Source organism: Pantoea sp. CCBC3-3-1 (assembly GCF_007981265.1).
Lineage (GTDB): Bacteria > Pseudomonadota > Gammaproteobacteria > Enterobacterales > Enterobacteriaceae > Erwinia.
In genome coordinates this window covers 3311904-3328727 of the sequence record NZ_CP034363.1, presented here as the reverse complement: position 1 = coordinate 3328727, position 16824 = coordinate 3311904, and the positions used below count along the sequence as shown (strand labels likewise).

Annotated in this window: 13 protein-coding genes and 2 tRNA genes; 8 read left to right on the top strand and 7 right to left on the bottom strand. The window is 51.5% G+C overall.

From position 1 onward, the window contains the following. Positions 1-47 precede the first annotated feature (47 nt). From EHV07_RS15630 to EHV07_RS15600, 7 genes are all read left to right on the top strand, one after another. Entirely contained in the window at positions 48-1403 is a 1356-nt protein-coding gene (locus tag EHV07_RS15630) for a TolC family outer membrane protein (RefSeq protein ID WP_147198927.1), read from the top strand. Between the two features lie 35 nt (positions 1404-1438). Continuing rightward, positions 1439-3589 (top strand): type I secretion system permease/ATPase, encoded by a 2151-nt coding sequence (locus tag EHV07_RS15625; RefSeq protein ID WP_147198926.1) that lies wholly within the window; start codon positions 1439-1441, stop codon positions 3587-3589. Next, the gene (locus EHV07_RS15620; protein WP_147198925.1) at positions 3586-4755 is read left to right on the top strand and encodes an HlyD family efflux transporter periplasmic adaptor subunit; all 1170 of its coding nucleotides are present in this window, start codon (positions 3586-3588) and stop codon (positions 4753-4755) included. Before EHV07_RS15625 ends, EHV07_RS15620 begins: the two co-directional genes overlap by 4 nt. 541 nt (positions 4756-5296) lie before the next feature. Then, complete coding sequence (gene ompC, locus EHV07_RS15615; protein ID WP_147198924.1) at positions 5297-6412, top strand: porin OmpC; 1116 nt, start codon at positions 5297-5299, stop codon at positions 6410-6412. A 351-nt stretch (positions 6413-6763) separates the two neighbouring features. Further along, the gene (apbE, locus tag EHV07_RS15610; RefSeq protein ID WP_147198923.1) at positions 6764-7798 is read left to right on the top strand and encodes an FAD:protein FMN transferase ApbE; all 1035 of its coding nucleotides are present in this window, start codon (positions 6764-6766) and stop codon (positions 7796-7798) included. 32 nt (positions 7799-7830) lie between these two features. Then, entirely contained in the window at positions 7831-8475 is a 645-nt protein-coding gene (alkB, locus tag EHV07_RS15605; RefSeq protein WP_147198922.1) for a DNA oxidative demethylase AlkB, read from the top strand. A 79-nt stretch (positions 8476-8554) separates the two neighbouring features. Next, on the top strand, positions 8555-10204 hold the full coding sequence (locus EHV07_RS15600) for a multidrug ABC transporter permease/ATP-binding protein (protein ID WP_147198921.1): 1650 nt from the start codon (positions 8555-8557) through the stop codon (positions 10202-10204). A 147-nt stretch (positions 10205-10351) separates the two neighbouring features. On the opposite strand, the gene EHV07_RS15595 is transcribed toward EHV07_RS15600, so the two are convergent. The 4 genes from EHV07_RS15595 to EHV07_RS15580 form a co-directional block, all read right to left on the bottom strand. Next, complete coding sequence (locus EHV07_RS15595; protein ID WP_147198920.1) at positions 10352-11125, bottom strand: 4'-phosphopantetheinyl transferase; 774 nt, start codon at positions 11123-11125, stop codon at positions 10352-10354. Positions 11126-11197: 72 nt separating this feature from the next. Next, positions 11198-11404 (bottom strand): hypothetical protein, encoded by a 207-nt coding sequence (locus tag EHV07_RS15590; protein WP_147198919.1) that lies wholly within the window; start codon positions 11402-11404, stop codon positions 11198-11200. A 183-nt stretch (positions 11405-11587) separates the two neighbouring features. Continuing rightward, a tRNA-Gly gene (locus EHV07_RS15585) sits at positions 11588-11661 on the bottom strand. A gap of 1 nt (position 11662) precedes the next feature. Continuing rightward, positions 11663-11738, bottom strand: a tRNA-Lys gene (locus EHV07_RS15580). Positions 11739-12109: 371 nt separating this feature from the next. Here EHV07_RS15580 and EHV07_RS15575 point away from each other — a divergent pair. Further along, positions 12110-13183 carry an acyltransferase gene (locus EHV07_RS15575; RefSeq protein WP_147198918.1) on the top strand — a complete coding sequence of 358 codons (1074 nt, stop codon included), beginning with the start codon at positions 12110-12112 and terminating at the stop codon, positions 13181-13183. A gap of 82 nt (positions 13184-13265) precedes the next feature. Here EHV07_RS15575 and EHV07_RS15570 read toward each other — a convergent pair whose 3' ends face one another. The 3 genes from EHV07_RS15570 to EHV07_RS15560 all read right to left on the bottom strand — a co-directional run bounded on the left by EHV07_RS15570 (position 13266) and on the right by EHV07_RS15560 (position 16482). After that, positions 13266-14480, bottom strand: a complete 1215-nt coding sequence (locus EHV07_RS15570) for a sugar transporter (protein WP_147198917.1) — start codon at positions 14478-14480, stop codon at positions 13266-13268. 346 nt (positions 14481-14826) lie between these two features. Next, complete coding sequence (locus tag EHV07_RS15565) at positions 14827-14991, bottom strand: DUF3289 family protein (RefSeq protein WP_147200646.1); 165 nt, start codon at positions 14989-14991, stop codon at positions 14827-14829. A 348-nt stretch (positions 14992-15339) separates the two neighbouring features. Beyond that, the gene (locus EHV07_RS15560) at positions 15340-16482 is read right to left on the bottom strand and encodes a DUF4062 domain-containing protein (RefSeq protein ID WP_147198916.1); all 1143 of its coding nucleotides are present in this window, start codon (positions 16480-16482) and stop codon (positions 15340-15342) included. Positions 16483-16824: the final 342 nt, after the last annotated feature.

Genomic DNA, 16824 nt, shown 5'->3' with positions numbered 1-16824 from the left:
TTCTGCTCCGCGCCATTTTTGAAAACGATGGAAACAGTGGTGTAAAGATGAAGAGAGTGTGGGTATCCCTGTGGCTGGCCACGTTATGCAGCACGGGTCCGGGCGCGCTGGCAGCGGAACAACAGAAGGTGGCGTTTAACTGGCGCGCTGCGCCAACTGAAGAGCAAATTTCAACACTGACTTTGCGAGATGCGATCCTGCGGGCCTTTGCCCGTAATCCGAAAATATCTGAAGCCGCTGCGCAGATCCGCGTAGGTGAAGCGGATCTGGATGCGGCGCAAAGCGCCTGGTATCCGCAACTTTCATTACAGGCTTCCGGCGGGAGCTCACAGCAAACCTACTCCTCCGGCACCGTTAAAAATAAAGGCTCCGGCGGCATCACGCTCAGTCAGCTGCTGTGGGACTTTGGCCGCACCAATGGCGCGATTGACGAACAGCATAAACTTTCCGATGCGTATCGCTATGCGCTCTATGACACCATGACCACCGTGGCGCAGGACACGCTACAGGCTTATTTGCAGGTAAAGCGTTATCGCGCGCTGGTGGAAGCGGCGCGCAACAATGTCGCCTCGCTTGAGCGAGTCAGGAGCATTGCCCACGACCGCGCCGATGCCGGACTAAGTTCACAATCGGACGTCTTGCAGGCTGAAACCCGTATCGCCGGTATGCACGCCACCATGGAGCAGTATCGCGCTTCGGAGCGTTCGGCGCAGGCACAGCTGACGGTGCTTACCGGCGTGGTCTCAAACGATCTGCCCGATTTGCCGCAATCGCTGCTGGGCCAGCAAATCACCCTCGATCGCATTGCCTATGAAAAAAGCGCCGCCGTGCGCAGCGCCCAGTGCAAACAGGAAGCAGCAAGGGAACGCGTCCGCCAGGCGTCGTCAAATCACTGGCCAACGCTCAAAGTGGTGGCGGGTCGCACTCGTTATGAAGGAAACGCCAACACCAATACCTACTGGGATAACCAGTTGCAGCTTCAGGTTGAAGCGCCGCTGTATCAGGGCGGGCTGGTCAATGCAAAAACCCGCGCGGCTGAAGGCGATCGTGAAGCCGCCGAAGCCGCCATTCAACAGGCCAAACTGGATATCAATCAGCACGCCTCTACCGCGTATGCCGACATGATTGGCTCGCAGCAGCGCCAGGCCGCTGGCGAACAGCAGCTGAGCAGCGCCGATCATACGCGTTCGGTTTACGCCGATGAATACAAGCTCAATAAGCGCAGCCTCAACGATCTGTTGAGCGTGGAGCAGGACGTTTTTCAGGCAGACAGCAGCCGCCTGACTGCACTTTATGATGGCTGGGACGCCACGGTTCGCTATGCCGCCGCCGTTGATAACCTGCTGGACATTATGGGCATCGATCGCGAAGCGAACAGCGGACAAACCCTGCCGTCGCTTTAGCGCACAAGCCACTCCCTACAAGATAAGGTTTTTTTATGAGCAAGACCGCTAGCACCGAAAACTGGATCGACGCCATGCTGCGCGTGGCGGCAAGATTTGGCAAACCCGCGGATGGCTCCACGCTACGCCAGCAGATGCGCTGGTTCGAGCACCTTGCACCGGCACAGCAGTTGGAAAGACTCGCCGGGCTGCTCGGGCTGCATCTGACCATGACGCCGCGCGATAAAATTCGCTGGCGGCAGGAGGTGACGCCGGTGATCCTGATTATGGAAAGCGGCAGCGTGGTGGTGGTTGAAACAATTGATGCCGAAGGCAATGCGCGCTACTGGTTAAGCGACGGCGGCGACGTGGTGCGTGAGAGCGAGCTGTCACAGCTGCTTTCACAAAGCCAGGAACAGGTGGGCATTATTGGCGTGGCGGCCCGAGGCCGCGATGCAAGGATCGACGAATTCGTCCAGCCCTATAAAAAGCACTGGTTCTGGGAAAACTTTCGCGGCATGGGCCGTCGGATTATGGAGATTTCCCTTGCCTCAGTGGTCGGCAACGTGCTTGCGCTGGCCGGGATCCTCTTTTCAATGCAGATTTACGACCGCGTTATTCCGGCGCAATCAGTGCCAACGCTTTGGGTACTTTTTATTGGCGTGTTGATTGCAGCGGCCATTGAATATCTGATTCGACTGATGCGTACCCAGGTCTCCGATCTGATGGGTAAACGCATCGATCTAAAAGTGTCATCGATGCTGTTTGCTCGCGCGATGAACATTCGCAACGAAGCACGACCAAAATCGACCGGCTCTTTTATCTCTCAGCTGCGTGAAATCGATCAGGTGCGTGAGCTGCTGACCTCCACCACGGTGGGCGCCGCCGCTGATATGCCTTTTGTGCTGCTGTTCCTGTTTATCATGGCCTTTATCGGTGGGCCGCTGGTGCTGATCCCCATTCTGGCTATTCCGCTGATTGTGATCCCGGGCCTGCTTATTCAAATCCCGATGGCGAAACTGGCGAAAGAAGGGCTGCGTGAAGGCGCGCTGCGTAACGCGGTGCTGGTGGAAACTATCGAAGGCATTGAAGACATTAAATCGTTGCAGGCGGAACCCTATTTTCAGCGGCAGTGGGAGCAGACTCATGAGGTGAGCGCCACGGTTGGGATGCAGCAAAGGTTATGGGGCGCGCGGCTGACGGGCTGGGCCTCCACCGTGCAGCAGCTGACCTATGCCGGGATGCTGGTGTTTGGCGTGTATCTGGTGCTGCAAGGGGACATCACCACCGGTACGCTGGTTGCCAGCAGTCTGCTTTCCTCACGGACTATCGCGCCGCTTATGCAGCTGACCATGGTATTTTCACGCTGGCAACATGCAAAAACGGCGATGACCGGTCTGGATGAGCTGCTAAAAAAACCGCTCGATCAGCCGGAGGAGGGCGAAATGGCGCACTGTCCCACGCTGACCGGCCACTACGATCTGCGTGGCGTACAGTACAGCTACGATGAAGAAAACGTGAAAAACGTGGTCACTATCGGACAGCTGCAAATCAAACCGGGCGAGCGCATTGCCATACTGGGCAAAGTGGGGGCGGGCAAATCCACGCTGCTCAGAATGCTGGCCGGGCAGGCAACGGCGACACAGGGCAAAGTGATCGTCGACGGCGTGGATATTCGTCGTATCGATCCGGTCGATTTGCGTCGTCAGCTTGGCTGGCTGTCGCAGGATTCGCGTCTGTTCTTCGGCACGCTTCGGCAAAATCTGATGCTGGGAAATCCTCATGCCAGCGAACAGGAGATGTTGCAGGCGCTGCGGGTCAGCGGGGCGCTCAGCCTGGTGCAGCAGGATGCCGCCAGCCTGGATCGTATTATCAATGAGGGCGGTCGCGGTCTTTCCGGCGGGCAGCGGCAGATGGTGATGCTCAGCAGGATGATCCTGCGTCAGCCTCAGGTCGTGCTAATGGATGAGCCGACCGCCTCAATGGACGAATCGCTGGAGGATCACGTGATCCGTCAGATGCACGGCTGGCTTTCTGGCCGCACGCTGGTGCTGGTGACGCACCGGCCGGCGCTGCTGAAGCTGGTGGACAGAATCATCGTGATGGATAACGGACGCATCATTGCCGACGGCAAGCGGGATGAGATCCTCAATGCTGCCGCCGCGCAGTCGGCCAAACAGGCCACAACACCAGGAGATGCCGCATGAGCCTGATACTTGTCGATCGCAGCCTGAAACGTAATGAACGCAAAACGTCGGCCATTATCTGGCTGTGTACCGCAGCGCTGGTGATTTTCTTTATCTGGGCGCATTTTGCCATCCTTGACGAAGTCACCGTCGGCACCGGTAAGGTTACGCCCTCCAGCCGCGCGCAGGTCATTGAAAGTCTGGATGGCGGTATTGTTAATCAGCTGAATGTGCATGAGGGCGATATTGTCGACAAAGGGGAAATCATCGCCCGCCTCGATCCCACGCGGTTCCAGTCCAACTTTGGCGAAGCGGCGGCAAAAGCCAGGACGCTGCGCGCCTCGGCGGAGCGGCTGCGCGCTGAACTGACGGGAGCACCGCTGGCCTTCAGCGCGGAAACGCTGAAAGAGCCTGAGCTGGTCGCCCGGGAAACCCAGCTCTATCAGTCGCGTCGACGCAATTTGACCGAAACGGTGAGTAACCTCAACCAGTCGATGAAGCTGGTGCAGGATGAACTGCGGATGACCGAGCCGCTGGTGGCGAAAGGCGCTGCCGGACAGGTTGAGGTGATCAGGCTGCGTCGTCAGGTAAGCGATCTGCGCGGTAAAATTGATGAGGCGAAAAACGACTATGCGGTAAGAGCGCGCGAAGAACAGGTGAAAAATAATGCCGATCTGGATGCGCAACTTCAGGTACTGACCGGTAAAGAGGATCAGCTCACCCGCGCCACCATTTATTCACCGGTACGCGGCATTGTGAAGGATATCCAGGTCACCACGGTCGGCGGCGTTCTGCAACCGGGAGGCAAGCTGATGGAGATTGTTCCGCTGGAAGATCAGCTGCTGATTGAAACCCGTATCAATCCACGCGATATTGCCTATATTCGACCTGGCCTGCCAGCCGTGGTGAAAGTCACCGCCTACGACTCATCGATCTACGGCAATCTGGACGGTGAAGTTGAAACCGTCTCGCCCGATACTCTCCAGGATGAGGTCAAACGTGACCAGTATTACTATCGCGTTTACGTGCGCACTCAGAAAGCGGAGCTGGTCAATAAGGCCGGGCGTAAGTTTCCTATCGTGCCGGGCATGGTCGCGAACGTGGAAATTAAAACGGGTCAGAAATCGGTGATGGATTATCTGATTAAGCCCCTGAATAAAGTTAAAGAATCAATGCGCGAACGGTAAGAAATAACGCCACTGAATAGTTTATTAGCGAGACTTTCTTCGTCAGAGGTAATAAATTATTCGGTGGTTTTTGATGACGGAATTAAGACAGTCGCAGCGGGAAGTGAAAGGCATTTTTAGTGCAGATAAAAAAATGCCGAACACGAAGTCCGGCGGGAATTAGGGTAAAACAACACATTCGGGGTGAATGAAGATAATAATGAAATAAAATGATGATAGCGACGTCATTGTATAACCTGATGATGACTTATTTTTATCATTCAGTGCTCACTTAACTAACATTACCTAACTTGATGAATATGAATAATTTACTTATTTATTGACATTAAGTGCGCTATTTTTTACCTATATGTGCTGCTCAAAAGCTCCCCTCTTGAAATCATTTGCAATAATTAATTTACATAATGAAACACATTCGGAAATTTAGTATCATTTTCTTTATAGATTATTACTGGGTGAACACTAACATGTGGTTGCCGGCTGAATTTTCGACGTTCAGCACGCAGTGGTAAATAAGGCACATAACAAGAGGGTAATAAAAATGAAACTTCGCGTTCTTTCCCTGATGGTCCCGGCGATGCTGATCGCAGGTTCTGCAGGTGCTGCAGAAATCTACAACAAAGACGGCAATAAACTTGACCTCTTTGGTAAAGTAGACGGTCTGCACTATTTTTCCGATAACGACGGCTCCGACGGCGACCAGTCCTACCTGCGTTTTGGTTTCAAAGGTGAAACCCAGATTAGCGACCAGCTGACCGGTTACGGCCAGTGGGAATACCAGGCGGCACTGAACACCACTGAAAATGAAGGCACGGCAAACAGCTACACTCGCGTTGGCTTTGCAGGCCTGAAATTTGGCGATGCAGGCTCTTTCGATTACGGCCGTAACTACGGCGTGGTTTACGACATCGGCGCATGGACTGACGTCCTGCCAGAATTCGGTGGCGATACCTACGGCGCAGATAACTACATGTTCCAGCGTGCGAACGGCGTAGCGACTTACCGTAACAACAACTTCTTTGGTCTGGTTGATGGTCTGAACTTTGCAGTCCAGTATCAGGGCAAAAACAGCAGCGCAACTGAAACCGGCGGCCGTGATGTGCTGGGCGCGAACGGCGATGGCTGGGGCGTGTCTACCACTTACGATCTGGGCTCTGGCTTCGGTATTGGTGCGGCAATGTTTAGCTCCGATCGCACTAACGATCAGAACAACAACACCAACGGCATCCTGGGCAACGGCGACAAAGCGACAGCTTACACCGGCGGCCTGAAATATGACGCGAACAACATCTACCTGGCGGCGATGTATACCCGCTCACTGAACGCGACCCGTTTCGGCACCAGCAGCACCGACGACTCAACGGCTTACGGTTATGCGGATAAAGCCGATAACTGGGAACTGGTTGCACAGTATCAGTTCGACTTCGGTCTGCGTCCCTCTCTGGCCTTCGTCAGCTCTCGCGGCACCGACATCCAGGGCTATGGCAAACAGAACCTGAAAAAATATGTTGATGTTGGTGCGACTTACTACTTCAACAAAAACATGTCTACCTATGTTGACTACCAGATCAACCTGCTGGATGACAACAACTTCACCGACGATGCTGGCATCAACACTGATGATGTCGTAGCGTTAGGTCTGGTCTACCAGTTCTAATTACGAAGGGAGCGCAGCTTGCCTGCGCTCCCTCATTCTGCCGTTCCCTGCGTGTTATCTCTTCCTTACCGGCTCCCCACTTAACGATGACGTGGACGATGGAGCTGTCTGTTATGTGATTGCTTGTAATGCTTGTAGCCTGAAAAGATAATCAGCCCCAGGCAGATGAAAGGTATCAGGTAATAGATCATTAAGATCCCCCTTTTGTCGCTGAAATCAGCCGCCATACACAGGCAGCCATCTGGCCATTATCCTGGTTTGCTTACGGCATAAGATCAAGGGTGATTATACCGCATCGTTTTGATTTCATTGATATTCAGGTCCACAGTTAACTATAAAAAAAGGTTCGAAATGAGAAAGAATTGGCTCTATTGTATTGGGCTTACAGCACTTTTTTTACTTTCAGGCTGTGATAATCACCAGCGTGATGCGGACTCAGCGCTGATTCTGGAAGGACGCACTATGGGAACATTCTGGAGGGTCAGCCTGGCTGGCGTGTCGCCCGATCGGAGAGAAAAGCTGCAAAAGCAGGTGCAGCAGCGGCTTGATAATGACGATCGGGAGCTGTCTACATGGAAACCTGAATCGGTTATTTCCCGCTTTAACCGCTATCGTGGCAGCGAGCCGCAGCCGGTCAGTGACAATATGGCCGATATCGTAACGCTTTCCCTGCGTATCGGGCAAAAAACCCGTGGGGAAATGGATATCACCGTCGGGCCGCTGGTCAATCTTTGGGGCTTTGGGCCAGATAAACAGCCAATACGTATTCCCAGCCAGGCGCAGATTGATGCCGCTCGGGCGTTAACCGGCCTGCAACATCTGCGGGTGATTCAGCGCAGTGAAGGGGCATATCTGCAAAAAGATCTTCCCGATCTCTATGTCGATCTCTCTACCGTCGGTGAAGGTTTTGCTACCGATCATCTGGCGCGGCTGATGGAACAAGAGGGCATCAATAACTATCTGGTCTCTGTTGGCGGCGCGGTGCTGACTCGTGGGAAAAACGCGCAGGGCAACCCCTGGAAAGTGGCGATCCAGAAGCCGACCGATAAAGAGAATGCGGTACAGGCGCGGGTAGATTTACAGGGACATGGCATCAGTACATCCGGCAGCTATCGCAACTATTATGAACTGGATGGCCAACGAATTTCGCACATTATCGACCCGGAAACCGGACGACCCATTCAGCACAAGCTGGTTTCCGCCACGGTTATCGCGACGACCGCGCTGGAAGCGGACGGTTGGGATACCGGGCTGATGGTGCTGGGCGAAGAGAAAGCCAAAGCGCTGGCGCTGCGTGAGCATCTGGCGGTCTATCTGATTATCAGGCAGGGCAATGGCTTTACGACCTGGATGTCGCCGCAGTTTAACGCTTTTGTCCTGCCTTAAACCGGGCAGTACGCTGCCTGTGAGGAGCCGGTATGCTGGATTTGTTTAGTGAAGAAGCGCCGTGGGCAGAGCCGCTGGCGGAAGGGGCCGTGATCCTGCGGCGGCGCGCGCGTGATGAAGCGCAAACGCTGCTGGCGCTGGTGGAGCAGATCGCCGCTGAGAATCCTTTTCATCATCGCATTACCCCTGGCGGCCACCGGATGTCGGTGGCCATGACCAACTGTGGCGACTTCGGCTGGTCAACGGATTCGCGAGGTTATCAGTACAGCGAGCGTGACAGCACGACCGGGCAGCGCTGGCCTTCAATGCCGGCACCGTTTCGCCAGCTGGCACAAACCTGCGCCAGCGAGGCGGGCTTTCCTGATTTTAATCCTGATGCCTGCCTGATTAACCGCTATGAGCCGGGGGCAAAACTGACGCTGCATCAGGATAAAGATGAACAGGATTTTCAGCAGCCGATCGTTTCTGTCTCGCTGGGTCTGCCGGCAGTTTTTCAGTTCGGCGGATTTGAACGCGGAGACGCCACGCAGCGTGTTTTACTCGAACATGGCGATATCGTGGTATGGGGCGGTCCGTCACGCCTGAGGTATCACGGTATTCTGCCGCTCAAGCCTGGTATCCATCCCGCTACCGGTGCCTTTCGCTACAACCTGACGTTTCGGCGCGCTTTCCGTTAAGAAAGCCAATGAGAATTATTATTGATATCGTCCGGCTTCTCATTAAACTGCAGGCTGCTGATTTTACCGGGATGGTGTCATGGAGTTGCTTCGCGTCGTTTACCGCCAGTATCGCTGGCCTTTTGTGCTGGTCATCTTTCTCAGCCTGCTCAGCGCGGCGCTGGGCATTGGCCTTATCGCCTTTATCAATCGTGAACTGATTACTTCGCTCAACGCTTCGCTGCTGGTTTTGCCGGAATTTCTGGGTCTGCTGCTGCTGTTGATGGCGATCACGCTGGCTTCCCAGCTGGCGCTGACCCTGCTCGGGCACCATTTTGTCTATCGTCTGCGCGGAGAATTTATTAAACGCATTCTCGACACGCAGGTTGAGCGCATTGAGCAAATCGGTAGTGCCCAGCTGCTGGCAGCGCTGACCAGCGACGTCCGCAATATCACTATTGCCTTTGTGCGCCTGCCGGAGCTGATTCAGGGGATCATTCTTACCGTCGGTTCTGCGGCTTATCTGGCCTGGCTTTCGCCACGTATGCTGTTGATAACGGTTATCTGGCTGGTGATTACTATTGTGGGCGGCTGGCTGCTGGTCTCGCGTGTTTACCGCCATATGGCAAAGCTGCGCGACATTGAAGACAGCTTGTATGCGGATTATCAAACCATTATCGAAGGGCGCAAAGAGCTGGCGCTGAACCGGCAGCGCGCGCAGCTGATCTTCGAGACGGTTTATCAGGAAGATGCCCGCGCTTACCGGCACCATATCGTACGTGCCGATACCTTTCACCTGAGTGCGGTGAACTGGTCAAATATTATGATGCTTGGCGCTATTGGCCTGGTGTTTTTTATGGCTAACAGCCTCGGTTGGGCAGATACGGCGATTGCCGCCACCTACTCGCTAACGCTCCTGTTCCTGCGCACGCCGCTGCTTTCCGCCGTGGGCGCTTTGCCCACCTTACTGACGGCGCAGGTGGCGTTCAATAAGCTGCATAAGTTTAAGCTGGCGGCGCACCAGGAGAGCTTTAACGAACATGTCGTGACGCAAGAATGGCAAACGCTTGAATTGCGTAATCTCCATTTCCACTATGGCGAAAGCGGGTTCGAGGTTGGGCCAATCAATATGACGCTGCGTCGGGGTGAGCTGGTGTTTTTGATTGGCGGCAACGGCAGCGGAAAATCCACGCTGGCGATGCTGCTGACCGGTCTTTACCAGCCGGTTTCCGGGTTGATTCTGCTGGATGGCCAGCCGATCGATATCGTTGCCTGTCGTCAACTGTTCTCGGCCGTCTTCACCGATCTGCATCTGTTCGATCGACTGATCGATAATCAGGGAAATGCTGCCGATCCCGCGAAGGTTCAGCTTTGGCTGGAACGTTTACAGATGCAGGACAAGCTTAAGCTGGAAGGCAACAAAGTCCTGAATCTGAAACTGTCGAAAGGACAGAGCAAACGTCTGGCGCTGCTGCTGGCAGTGGCCGAACAGCGAGACATTCTTTTACTGGATGAGTGGGCGGCCGATCAGGATCCGCATTTCCGCCGTATCTTCTATCGTGAACTGTTGCCGTGGCTGAAAGAGATGGGCAAAACCGTGTTTGCTATCAGCCATGACGATCACTATTTCCTGCATGCTGACCGCCTGCTGGAAATGCGTGAAGGCCAACTGAGAGAACTGACTGGCGAGGCGAGAGCACAGGCTACCCTGGACGCAGTGCAGCAAACGGACACGGGCGTGGTTAGCTAAAGGCTGCATAAGCAATGCAGAAAGTCTTATTGGTCAGTAAGATACGAATAAAGGTAAGGTAATCGTGACGGCAGCAGGCCGTCACGGACTTTCCCGTCGTCTTGACTTATGGTCACGGCCGGTCTGATTTTTTTCAGGCCGGTTTTTTTATGTTGTCGCGTCGATAATCCAGCTCAGCACCTCATCCTGTTCTACCAGCACCCGTCCGCTGAATGCTCTGCCAGCCGTAAAACCCCCGGCAAAAGTGTGCGTCAGGCGTAAAGTAACCTGTTCTGCATTGGGGGTGCAGCGCACGATTTCCGCTGCATCAAAATTCATAAACTGCCTTAACTGCGGAAACAGTGCCTTATAAAGACTCTCCTTTAGTGAAAAGGCTACGGTCAGCGCTGTTGCAAAGGGCAGGCCGCTGTGTCGCAACACCGCCATTTCTTGCGCAGTCACAATCATGGACTGCATCTCCTGCGCCGTTTGGTGTTTCATCACCTGTTCACAATCCACGCCGAGTATTTTTCCACTGGTGGTTTTAGCCAGCAGCAAACTGATGCAGTGATGAGTATGTGAAAGCGATCCGGTAATGCCTTGCGGCCAGATGGGCGCGCGATCGCAATCATTGGCCAGCAAAAAGTCCTCAATGCCCAACTGACTCACAGCGTGTCTGACGCACAGGCGGCTGGCAAGATACTCCGCGCGGCGTTTATTAACGGCTTTATTCAGCGACTCGGGAAAGGGAATTTTGCAGGCGGCAAATAAAGCATTATCAAACTGCGTCAGGTCGAAGCGGGCCTGTAGCAACATGACGTCCGAATGATCTGCCGGTGACAGGCAGTTGAGGGTATGAAGAAAGTGGGGCGCTGGCAGCGGTTCTACTGGCAGTAGATCCAGCGCGCAAGGCACCAGATTGGGGAAAGAATGGTTGTTCACTTGACCTGACCTGCTTATCTCCTGAAGCGGTGATTTAAGCAGGTCAGGCACAAGATAGCAAAGCAGGATGATTTACTCGTTAGGAGGAATAGTAAAACCTTTTAACGACACGACAAAATGCTCGTTGCCACGTGATATTTTTGCTCCCCGATCGCACCAGTGGCTGGCAAAGCGAAAGAAGTCATCACTGTCAATATCATAGGCCAGTTCTACCCTGCTGATGCCGGATTGCAGCATTTCCTCTGCATCCCGATAATTTTTTGCCTTGATTGTTGCCATTATGATTACCTGTCGTAAACCGTTTTTGCTGCAAAAGTGTAACGGGAGCTTATGTTAGTAATATGACGTTTTTGTTTCAGGGCAGGGTTTTGAGATTATCGCCAGATTTTACAGGCCAGTCATTTATCGAGTGAGACGCAGGTTTGCTTCAGCGGTTAAAGAACCGGTCAGAGCGCTAAAAACTGGAGCGGCCAGCGGGAATCGAACCCGCGTCATCAGCTTGGGAAGCTGAGGTAATACCATTATACGATGGCCGCATGGTGGGTCGTGAGGGATTCGAACCCGCGACCGATGGATTAAGAGTCCACTGCTCTACCAACTGAGCTAACGACCCACGGGCGACAAAATAGCATATTGCTGGTATCAGGAATTGAGCAATATCAACTCGTTGGGAGAAAACCGCAGGCAACGCTGGATCGCTGGGTAGAAAGACCTTTTATCGGTTTTTATGCTTAGGAAAACGCCTGGAGAATTTATCTTAAAATGGACGACAAGGACGAAATATTAAGATTCAACGTTAGTGAAATTAGCCGGCAGGACAGGAAACGATGATGTTAAAGTCTTTTATTTCAAAAGATTAACGGATTTTTCAATTTTTAAAAAACAGGAGGTATCAGGGGGAACGCAATCAGACGACTCTCATCCGTAAAGCTTTTGTAAAGTGTTATGTTGCGTGCTGCAAATTTTTTTCCGGGATTAAATACCATGCGCATTAAACACTTAGATGGCATGCGAGGGTTGGCTATTCTGCTGGTTATCGGTTTTCATGCTTACAGCCGCTGGTCGTCACTGCTCAACTTCGCTACCATCACTAAAAATTTCCCTTTATTCTCCTTTGGTTATCTTGGCGTCCCGCTGTTCTTTATGATCTCCGGGTTCGTTATTTTTATGACGTTGGATAAGTCCAAAGGTTTCGTCAACTTCATGTTGAAGCGCTGGCTCAGGCTGTTTCCTGCGATGGTAATCGTTTCCTTACTGGTCTACTTTACCGCGCATCTTTTCGCCGAAAGACCTGGCGGCATCCCTTCGCCTTCAAACCTGATCCCTGGCCTGCTGTTTATCGATCCGCTGATATTGAAATATATTATTGGCTATCATATTAACGGTCTGGAAGGCTCTTTCTGGTCACTGTATGTTGAAGCGGTATTTTATATTGTTATCGGCGCAGTTTATTTCACCGCGGGCAGAAAATATTGCCTGCCATCCCTGTTGTTACCGATGCTTTTGGTGGCAGGCGCTTCGGCTTTTAAAAGTCTGGGGCATCCTGAAATCGCTGATTTTGTCGCCAAGTTTGGCTTTATCCATTATTCCTGGTTTATGATCGGCTGTCTGCTTTATGAACGTATGAACAATCGGGATGTGAAATTCCATTATGCGCTGGTCTGCGTTGCCGTGCTGATTAACTTTGCTTACTACGTTAAAAACACCGGCCCTCTGGTTATCATTCCGCTGGTACTGGCAATAATCCTGTTTACCGTTAGCTTCTATAGCAGCCACGTGCAGCGCTTTTTATCCACAAAGCTGCTCACTGCGGTCGGTTTTTCCAGCTATGCACTTTATCTTATCCATGAAAACCTGATGATTGCCTCGCTGAGAAAAATTGATGCGCTGGTGCAGAATGATTATGTCATGTTGATTATGCCGGTGCTGGTGGTATCAGTGATCTACTGCATCGCTTTTTTGATCACTAAATATGCAGAGCCTTTCCTCAGGAATATCCTGAAGAGCGTGATTTTTATGCGTGAAAAGGACAAGGTAGTGCAGGGCGGAAAGATTTAAACGCCTGCCATAGCGTTTGCTTGCTGCAATAAAAAAAGCAGCGGTTGAATTCATCAACCGCTGCTTCTTATTTTATGACGGCTTATTTGATCTCGGTAACCACGTTGGTCTCGCTTTGTGGTTCTTCGCCACGACGTTTACGGAAGACCACAATTGCCAACAGCAGCGCTGATACGGCCGGAACCGCGCCGATGTAACCGATAGATGACATCGATAAATCCAGGCTCACTTTATTACCTAACAGCGCGCCTGCACCAATACCGATATTGAAAATGCCGGAGAACATCGCCATCGCCACGTCGGTTGCATCGGGTGCCAGCGTTAGCACCTTCATCTGCATGCCCATGCCAATCATCATAAACGCCATGCCCCACAGCAGGCTGAGAACGATTAAGCCAGCCTTACTGGCGGCAACAGGCGACAGCAGAATCAGGCAGAGTGCCAGCAATGCGATTGAGGCAATCAGTAATCCTGACAGACGTTTCTCGCCGCTTTTACCAAAAATAATACTGCCGGTAATGCCCGCCATGCCAAAGATCAACAGCAGCAGCGTAGCGAAATCTTGATTAAAGCCCGCCACTTTCTGCACGAACGGTTCAATATAGGTGAACGCTGTGAAGTGTGCAGTCACCACGGTGACAGCCAGCACATACAGACCCACCAATGCCGGGCGACGGAACAGATCTGGCAGGCTTTTCAGTGAGCCAGTGTGTTCTGACGGTACGCGCGGCATGATTTTTAAAATCAAACCCAGCAGCACAAAGGCGCTTGCACCAATCAGCAGGAACGTACTGCGCCAGCCGAAGCTCTGGCCAATAATTCTGCCCAGCGGCAGCCCCAGTACGGAGGCCAAAGCCGTTGCCGTAGCAATCAGGCTCAGTGCCTGAGCACGCTTACCCGGCGGGGCCAGTCTGACCGCCAGCGATGCGGTAATGGACCAGAACAACGCATGAGCAAGCGCAACGCCAGCGCGGCTGAGCAGCAGCACATCAAAGTTCCAGGCGAAAAAGGCCAGCACATGGCTTACGGTAAACAAGCTGAATATCGCAATCAGCAGCAGCCGGCGGTCTGTCTGGCTGGTCATCAGCATCAACGGCAGCGACATCAGCGCCACGATCCAGGCATAGATAGTCAGCATGATGCCAGCCTGTGCCGACTCCATGCCAAAGCTGTGGCCGATATCTGACAGCAGACCGACCGGCATATATTCGGTGGTGTTAAAAATAAAGGCAGCTACCGCAAGAGCCAGAACGCGTGACCATGCGACTTTACGCGAGACGATGTTCATGTCAGACATAGGCTTCAGCTCCATTCCCGTTACAAAACGCGTAATTCTAGAAGCCTGCGTATAAAATTCAATCCGAAAGTGATCCTTATCACACTTTTTACAAAGCTTGAAGGTAAAGCTGCGGCTAAATTTCAATAAAAATGATTAAATTCAATTAGATAAATTTATAAGGGGATGCCGCTGGTTGAGGCTAAAATTTGGCAGCAGGTGCAAATGATGTTTGCTGATATGTCATCCCTACTGGTGGGTTACGTGTAGGATGTTGAGGGCAGTGCCGTGCCCGGGTCAAATTTTAGGCATTAAAAAGCCGCTAATCACAGAAAGTAGCGAAGTGATTTAGTCTTCGTTAAAGTCCTTAGCTGTTAGGAATCTGCACTGCTGCCAGCAACTGTGAGGCGGATAAATCGCCACAGAGCATATCGCTGGCGCTGTAATCATCCATCCGTCTTTGCGTCGTGAAAAGGGTACAGGGGAATTCTAGTGCTGGCACGGTATCGCTTCCTTGTGCGTGATAATCCATCAGCTTGTTCAGACCGTTAGAAATCATACTCTCCCTGAACAAGCTGTAAATATTCACCGACAAAGAAAAGACAATTCAGAATTCCGCCCGGTTTGCCCTGATTTTTATACAGGCAACAAAAAACCCGCAAACTCAGTGAGAATGCGGGTTTCTGTAGGGTATCCATCAGTGACCATGACTGACAGACTCTGTATTTTGGTCGGCACGAGATCACTGGAGCTAGTTTCAATAAATCAATGATTTATATCAGGAAATGCAGATTTTGATTTTCTGACGCTAGGCCCATTACTTGGCCTTAAGCTCGGACATGCATTTTTCCTCGCCTCAGACATAGGGTCGGCTGCAATCTTAATACCTTTGTTCTTTCCACATACGTCTCAGAAGGGCTACGAAGTCTTCAACGTAAGTATTCCGATCTGACGACAAAGCAAATGACTGTCTGACAATGTGTGCAGGACTTAAAAGCACAGGTTCCTTGCTTTGACCCATACCGAAAGACTGCATTGAGTTTGGACTAGCCTGGTGTTCAGCAATGGTGCGCCAGCCAGCGGAGGAAGCTCCTGCTATGCTCACGGCGGGAACAACATGAGTCAGCCGTTGCGTGTTATCTATCTCTGCCAGAAGCCATGAGGCGTAGTCAAAGCCCTTTAATAAGGTTTCGTGTACGGTTTCCTCGAGTATTACCGGCAAACCACCTGACTGCATTGGCATGGAAAGGATCAGAAGTATGTCCCCTGAGGGGGAAAGCTTGACTAAGTTGTGCACGTCGCGATTTTGACTCTGGCTGATACATAATGAGTCGCTATCTAAACTATCGTTAACTCCAGACTGCCTGTCGAAAATTGGTCCGATTCCCGAATTGTTTCCAAAAAGAGCTTCCTGCGACATGATGTTTATCAGTGCTTTGGAACCCATTTGAGCTGGACGGATAATTGTCGTGTCAGGGCCTGCTGCTATGGAGATTTGGAGTCTGACTGAGCTATGGAAATAGTTCTGATTTTCCTTAGGTAAATTCGTTATGGCTCGCTTTTTCAACCCTTCTGGGTCAACTGGTGATTGTGCATGAGCAAGCTGTAACTGACTAATGGCCTTAAGGGATTTCTCAAACAGATCCTCTGCGGAGCTGAATTCCTCTCGGAATAGTCCTTTTTCCCAGGTACTCACTTCATTTAGCAAATTTTCTTGTTCGGGCTCAGGATGAATATTTGCTTCAAGAAATATAATCAGTGGCTTAGTGGTGCGAGCTTCTAGTACTTCTTCATGAGTAGCAGACAAACCTTTTTGCTGTGGTGCTCCATAGCGAGAACCGAGTATCAAGATTACAGCGTCTGCTTCTCGGACTCCTCTGAGGCAAGTGACTTGGGGAGAGTCAGAACGCGCACCGAAATCCTCGGCCATGATAGGCTTATGACCAAGAATCGAAATGGCTCGTTTAACTGCAATTCGATTTTCTTCAAACCCAGATATCAGTGAACTAATGAAGATGTTCATAGGCTTCCCTACTTATAAAAGTTTAATGAAAAGTTTGAGGGACATAGCAACTATAAGTTTAGTACAAAAAGCACACAAAGAAATTTGACTTAAATTTAGCTATGATAAAAATCGAATGGTCGATGTAAAAAATTTTTTTCGTTTGAAAAATAAAACGTAAATAATAGCATTTTAAGTATATTGAAATTTACATATTTTCAAAATGCAAGAAAAGAATCCTTTATTCTCAAGGGGTTTAAAGATATTTATGGTATTTACTCAGGAGAAATACTATTTATCTGAGTGAATAATGAAACGTAAAATTAGACTTGAAGAAATCAATAAGAATGCAATTCGAGAAAA

What these genes read in the sequence shown, in the direction of transcription:
- EHV07_RS15565 (WP_147200646.1), bottom strand. Translation starts at nt 14,991, where the DNA reads ATGGATTATCACGCACAAGGAAGCGATACCGTGCCAGCACTAGAATTC.
- EHV07_RS15560 (WP_147198916.1), bottom strand. Translation starts at nt 16,482, where the DNA reads ATGAACATCTTCATTAGTTCACTGATATCTGGGTTTGAAGAAAATCGA.
- alkB (WP_147198922.1), top strand. Translation starts at nt 7,831, where the DNA reads ATGCTGGATTTGTTTAGTGAAGAAGCGCCGTGGGCAGAGCCGCTGGCG.
- EHV07_RS15570 (WP_147198917.1), bottom strand. Translation starts at nt 14,480, where the DNA reads ATGTCTGACATGAACATCGTCTCGCGTAAAGTCGCATGGTCACGCGTT.
- EHV07_RS15575 (WP_147198918.1), top strand. Translation starts at nt 12,110, where the DNA reads ATGCGCATTAAACACTTAGATGGCATGCGAGGGTTGGCTATTCTGCTG.
- EHV07_RS15625 (WP_147198926.1), top strand. Translation starts at nt 1,439, where the DNA reads ATGAGCAAGACCGCTAGCACCGAAAACTGGATCGACGCCATGCTGCGC.
- EHV07_RS15590 (WP_147198919.1), bottom strand. Translation starts at nt 11,404, where the DNA reads ATGGCAACAATCAAGGCAAAAAATTATCGGGATGCAGAGGAAATGCTG.
- apbE (WP_147198923.1), top strand. Translation starts at nt 6,764, where the DNA reads ATGAGAAAGAATTGGCTCTATTGTATTGGGCTTACAGCACTTTTTTTA.
- EHV07_RS15620 (WP_147198925.1), top strand. Translation starts at nt 3,586, where the DNA reads ATGAGCCTGATACTTGTCGATCGCAGCCTGAAACGTAATGAACGCAAA.
- EHV07_RS15600 (WP_147198921.1), top strand. Translation starts at nt 8,555, where the DNA reads ATGGAGTTGCTTCGCGTCGTTTACCGCCAGTATCGCTGGCCTTTTGTG.
- EHV07_RS15630 (WP_147198927.1), top strand. Translation starts at nt 48, where the DNA reads ATGAAGAGAGTGTGGGTATCCCTGTGGCTGGCCACGTTATGCAGCACG.
- ompC (WP_147198924.1), top strand. Translation starts at nt 5,297, where the DNA reads ATGAAACTTCGCGTTCTTTCCCTGATGGTCCCGGCGATGCTGATCGCA.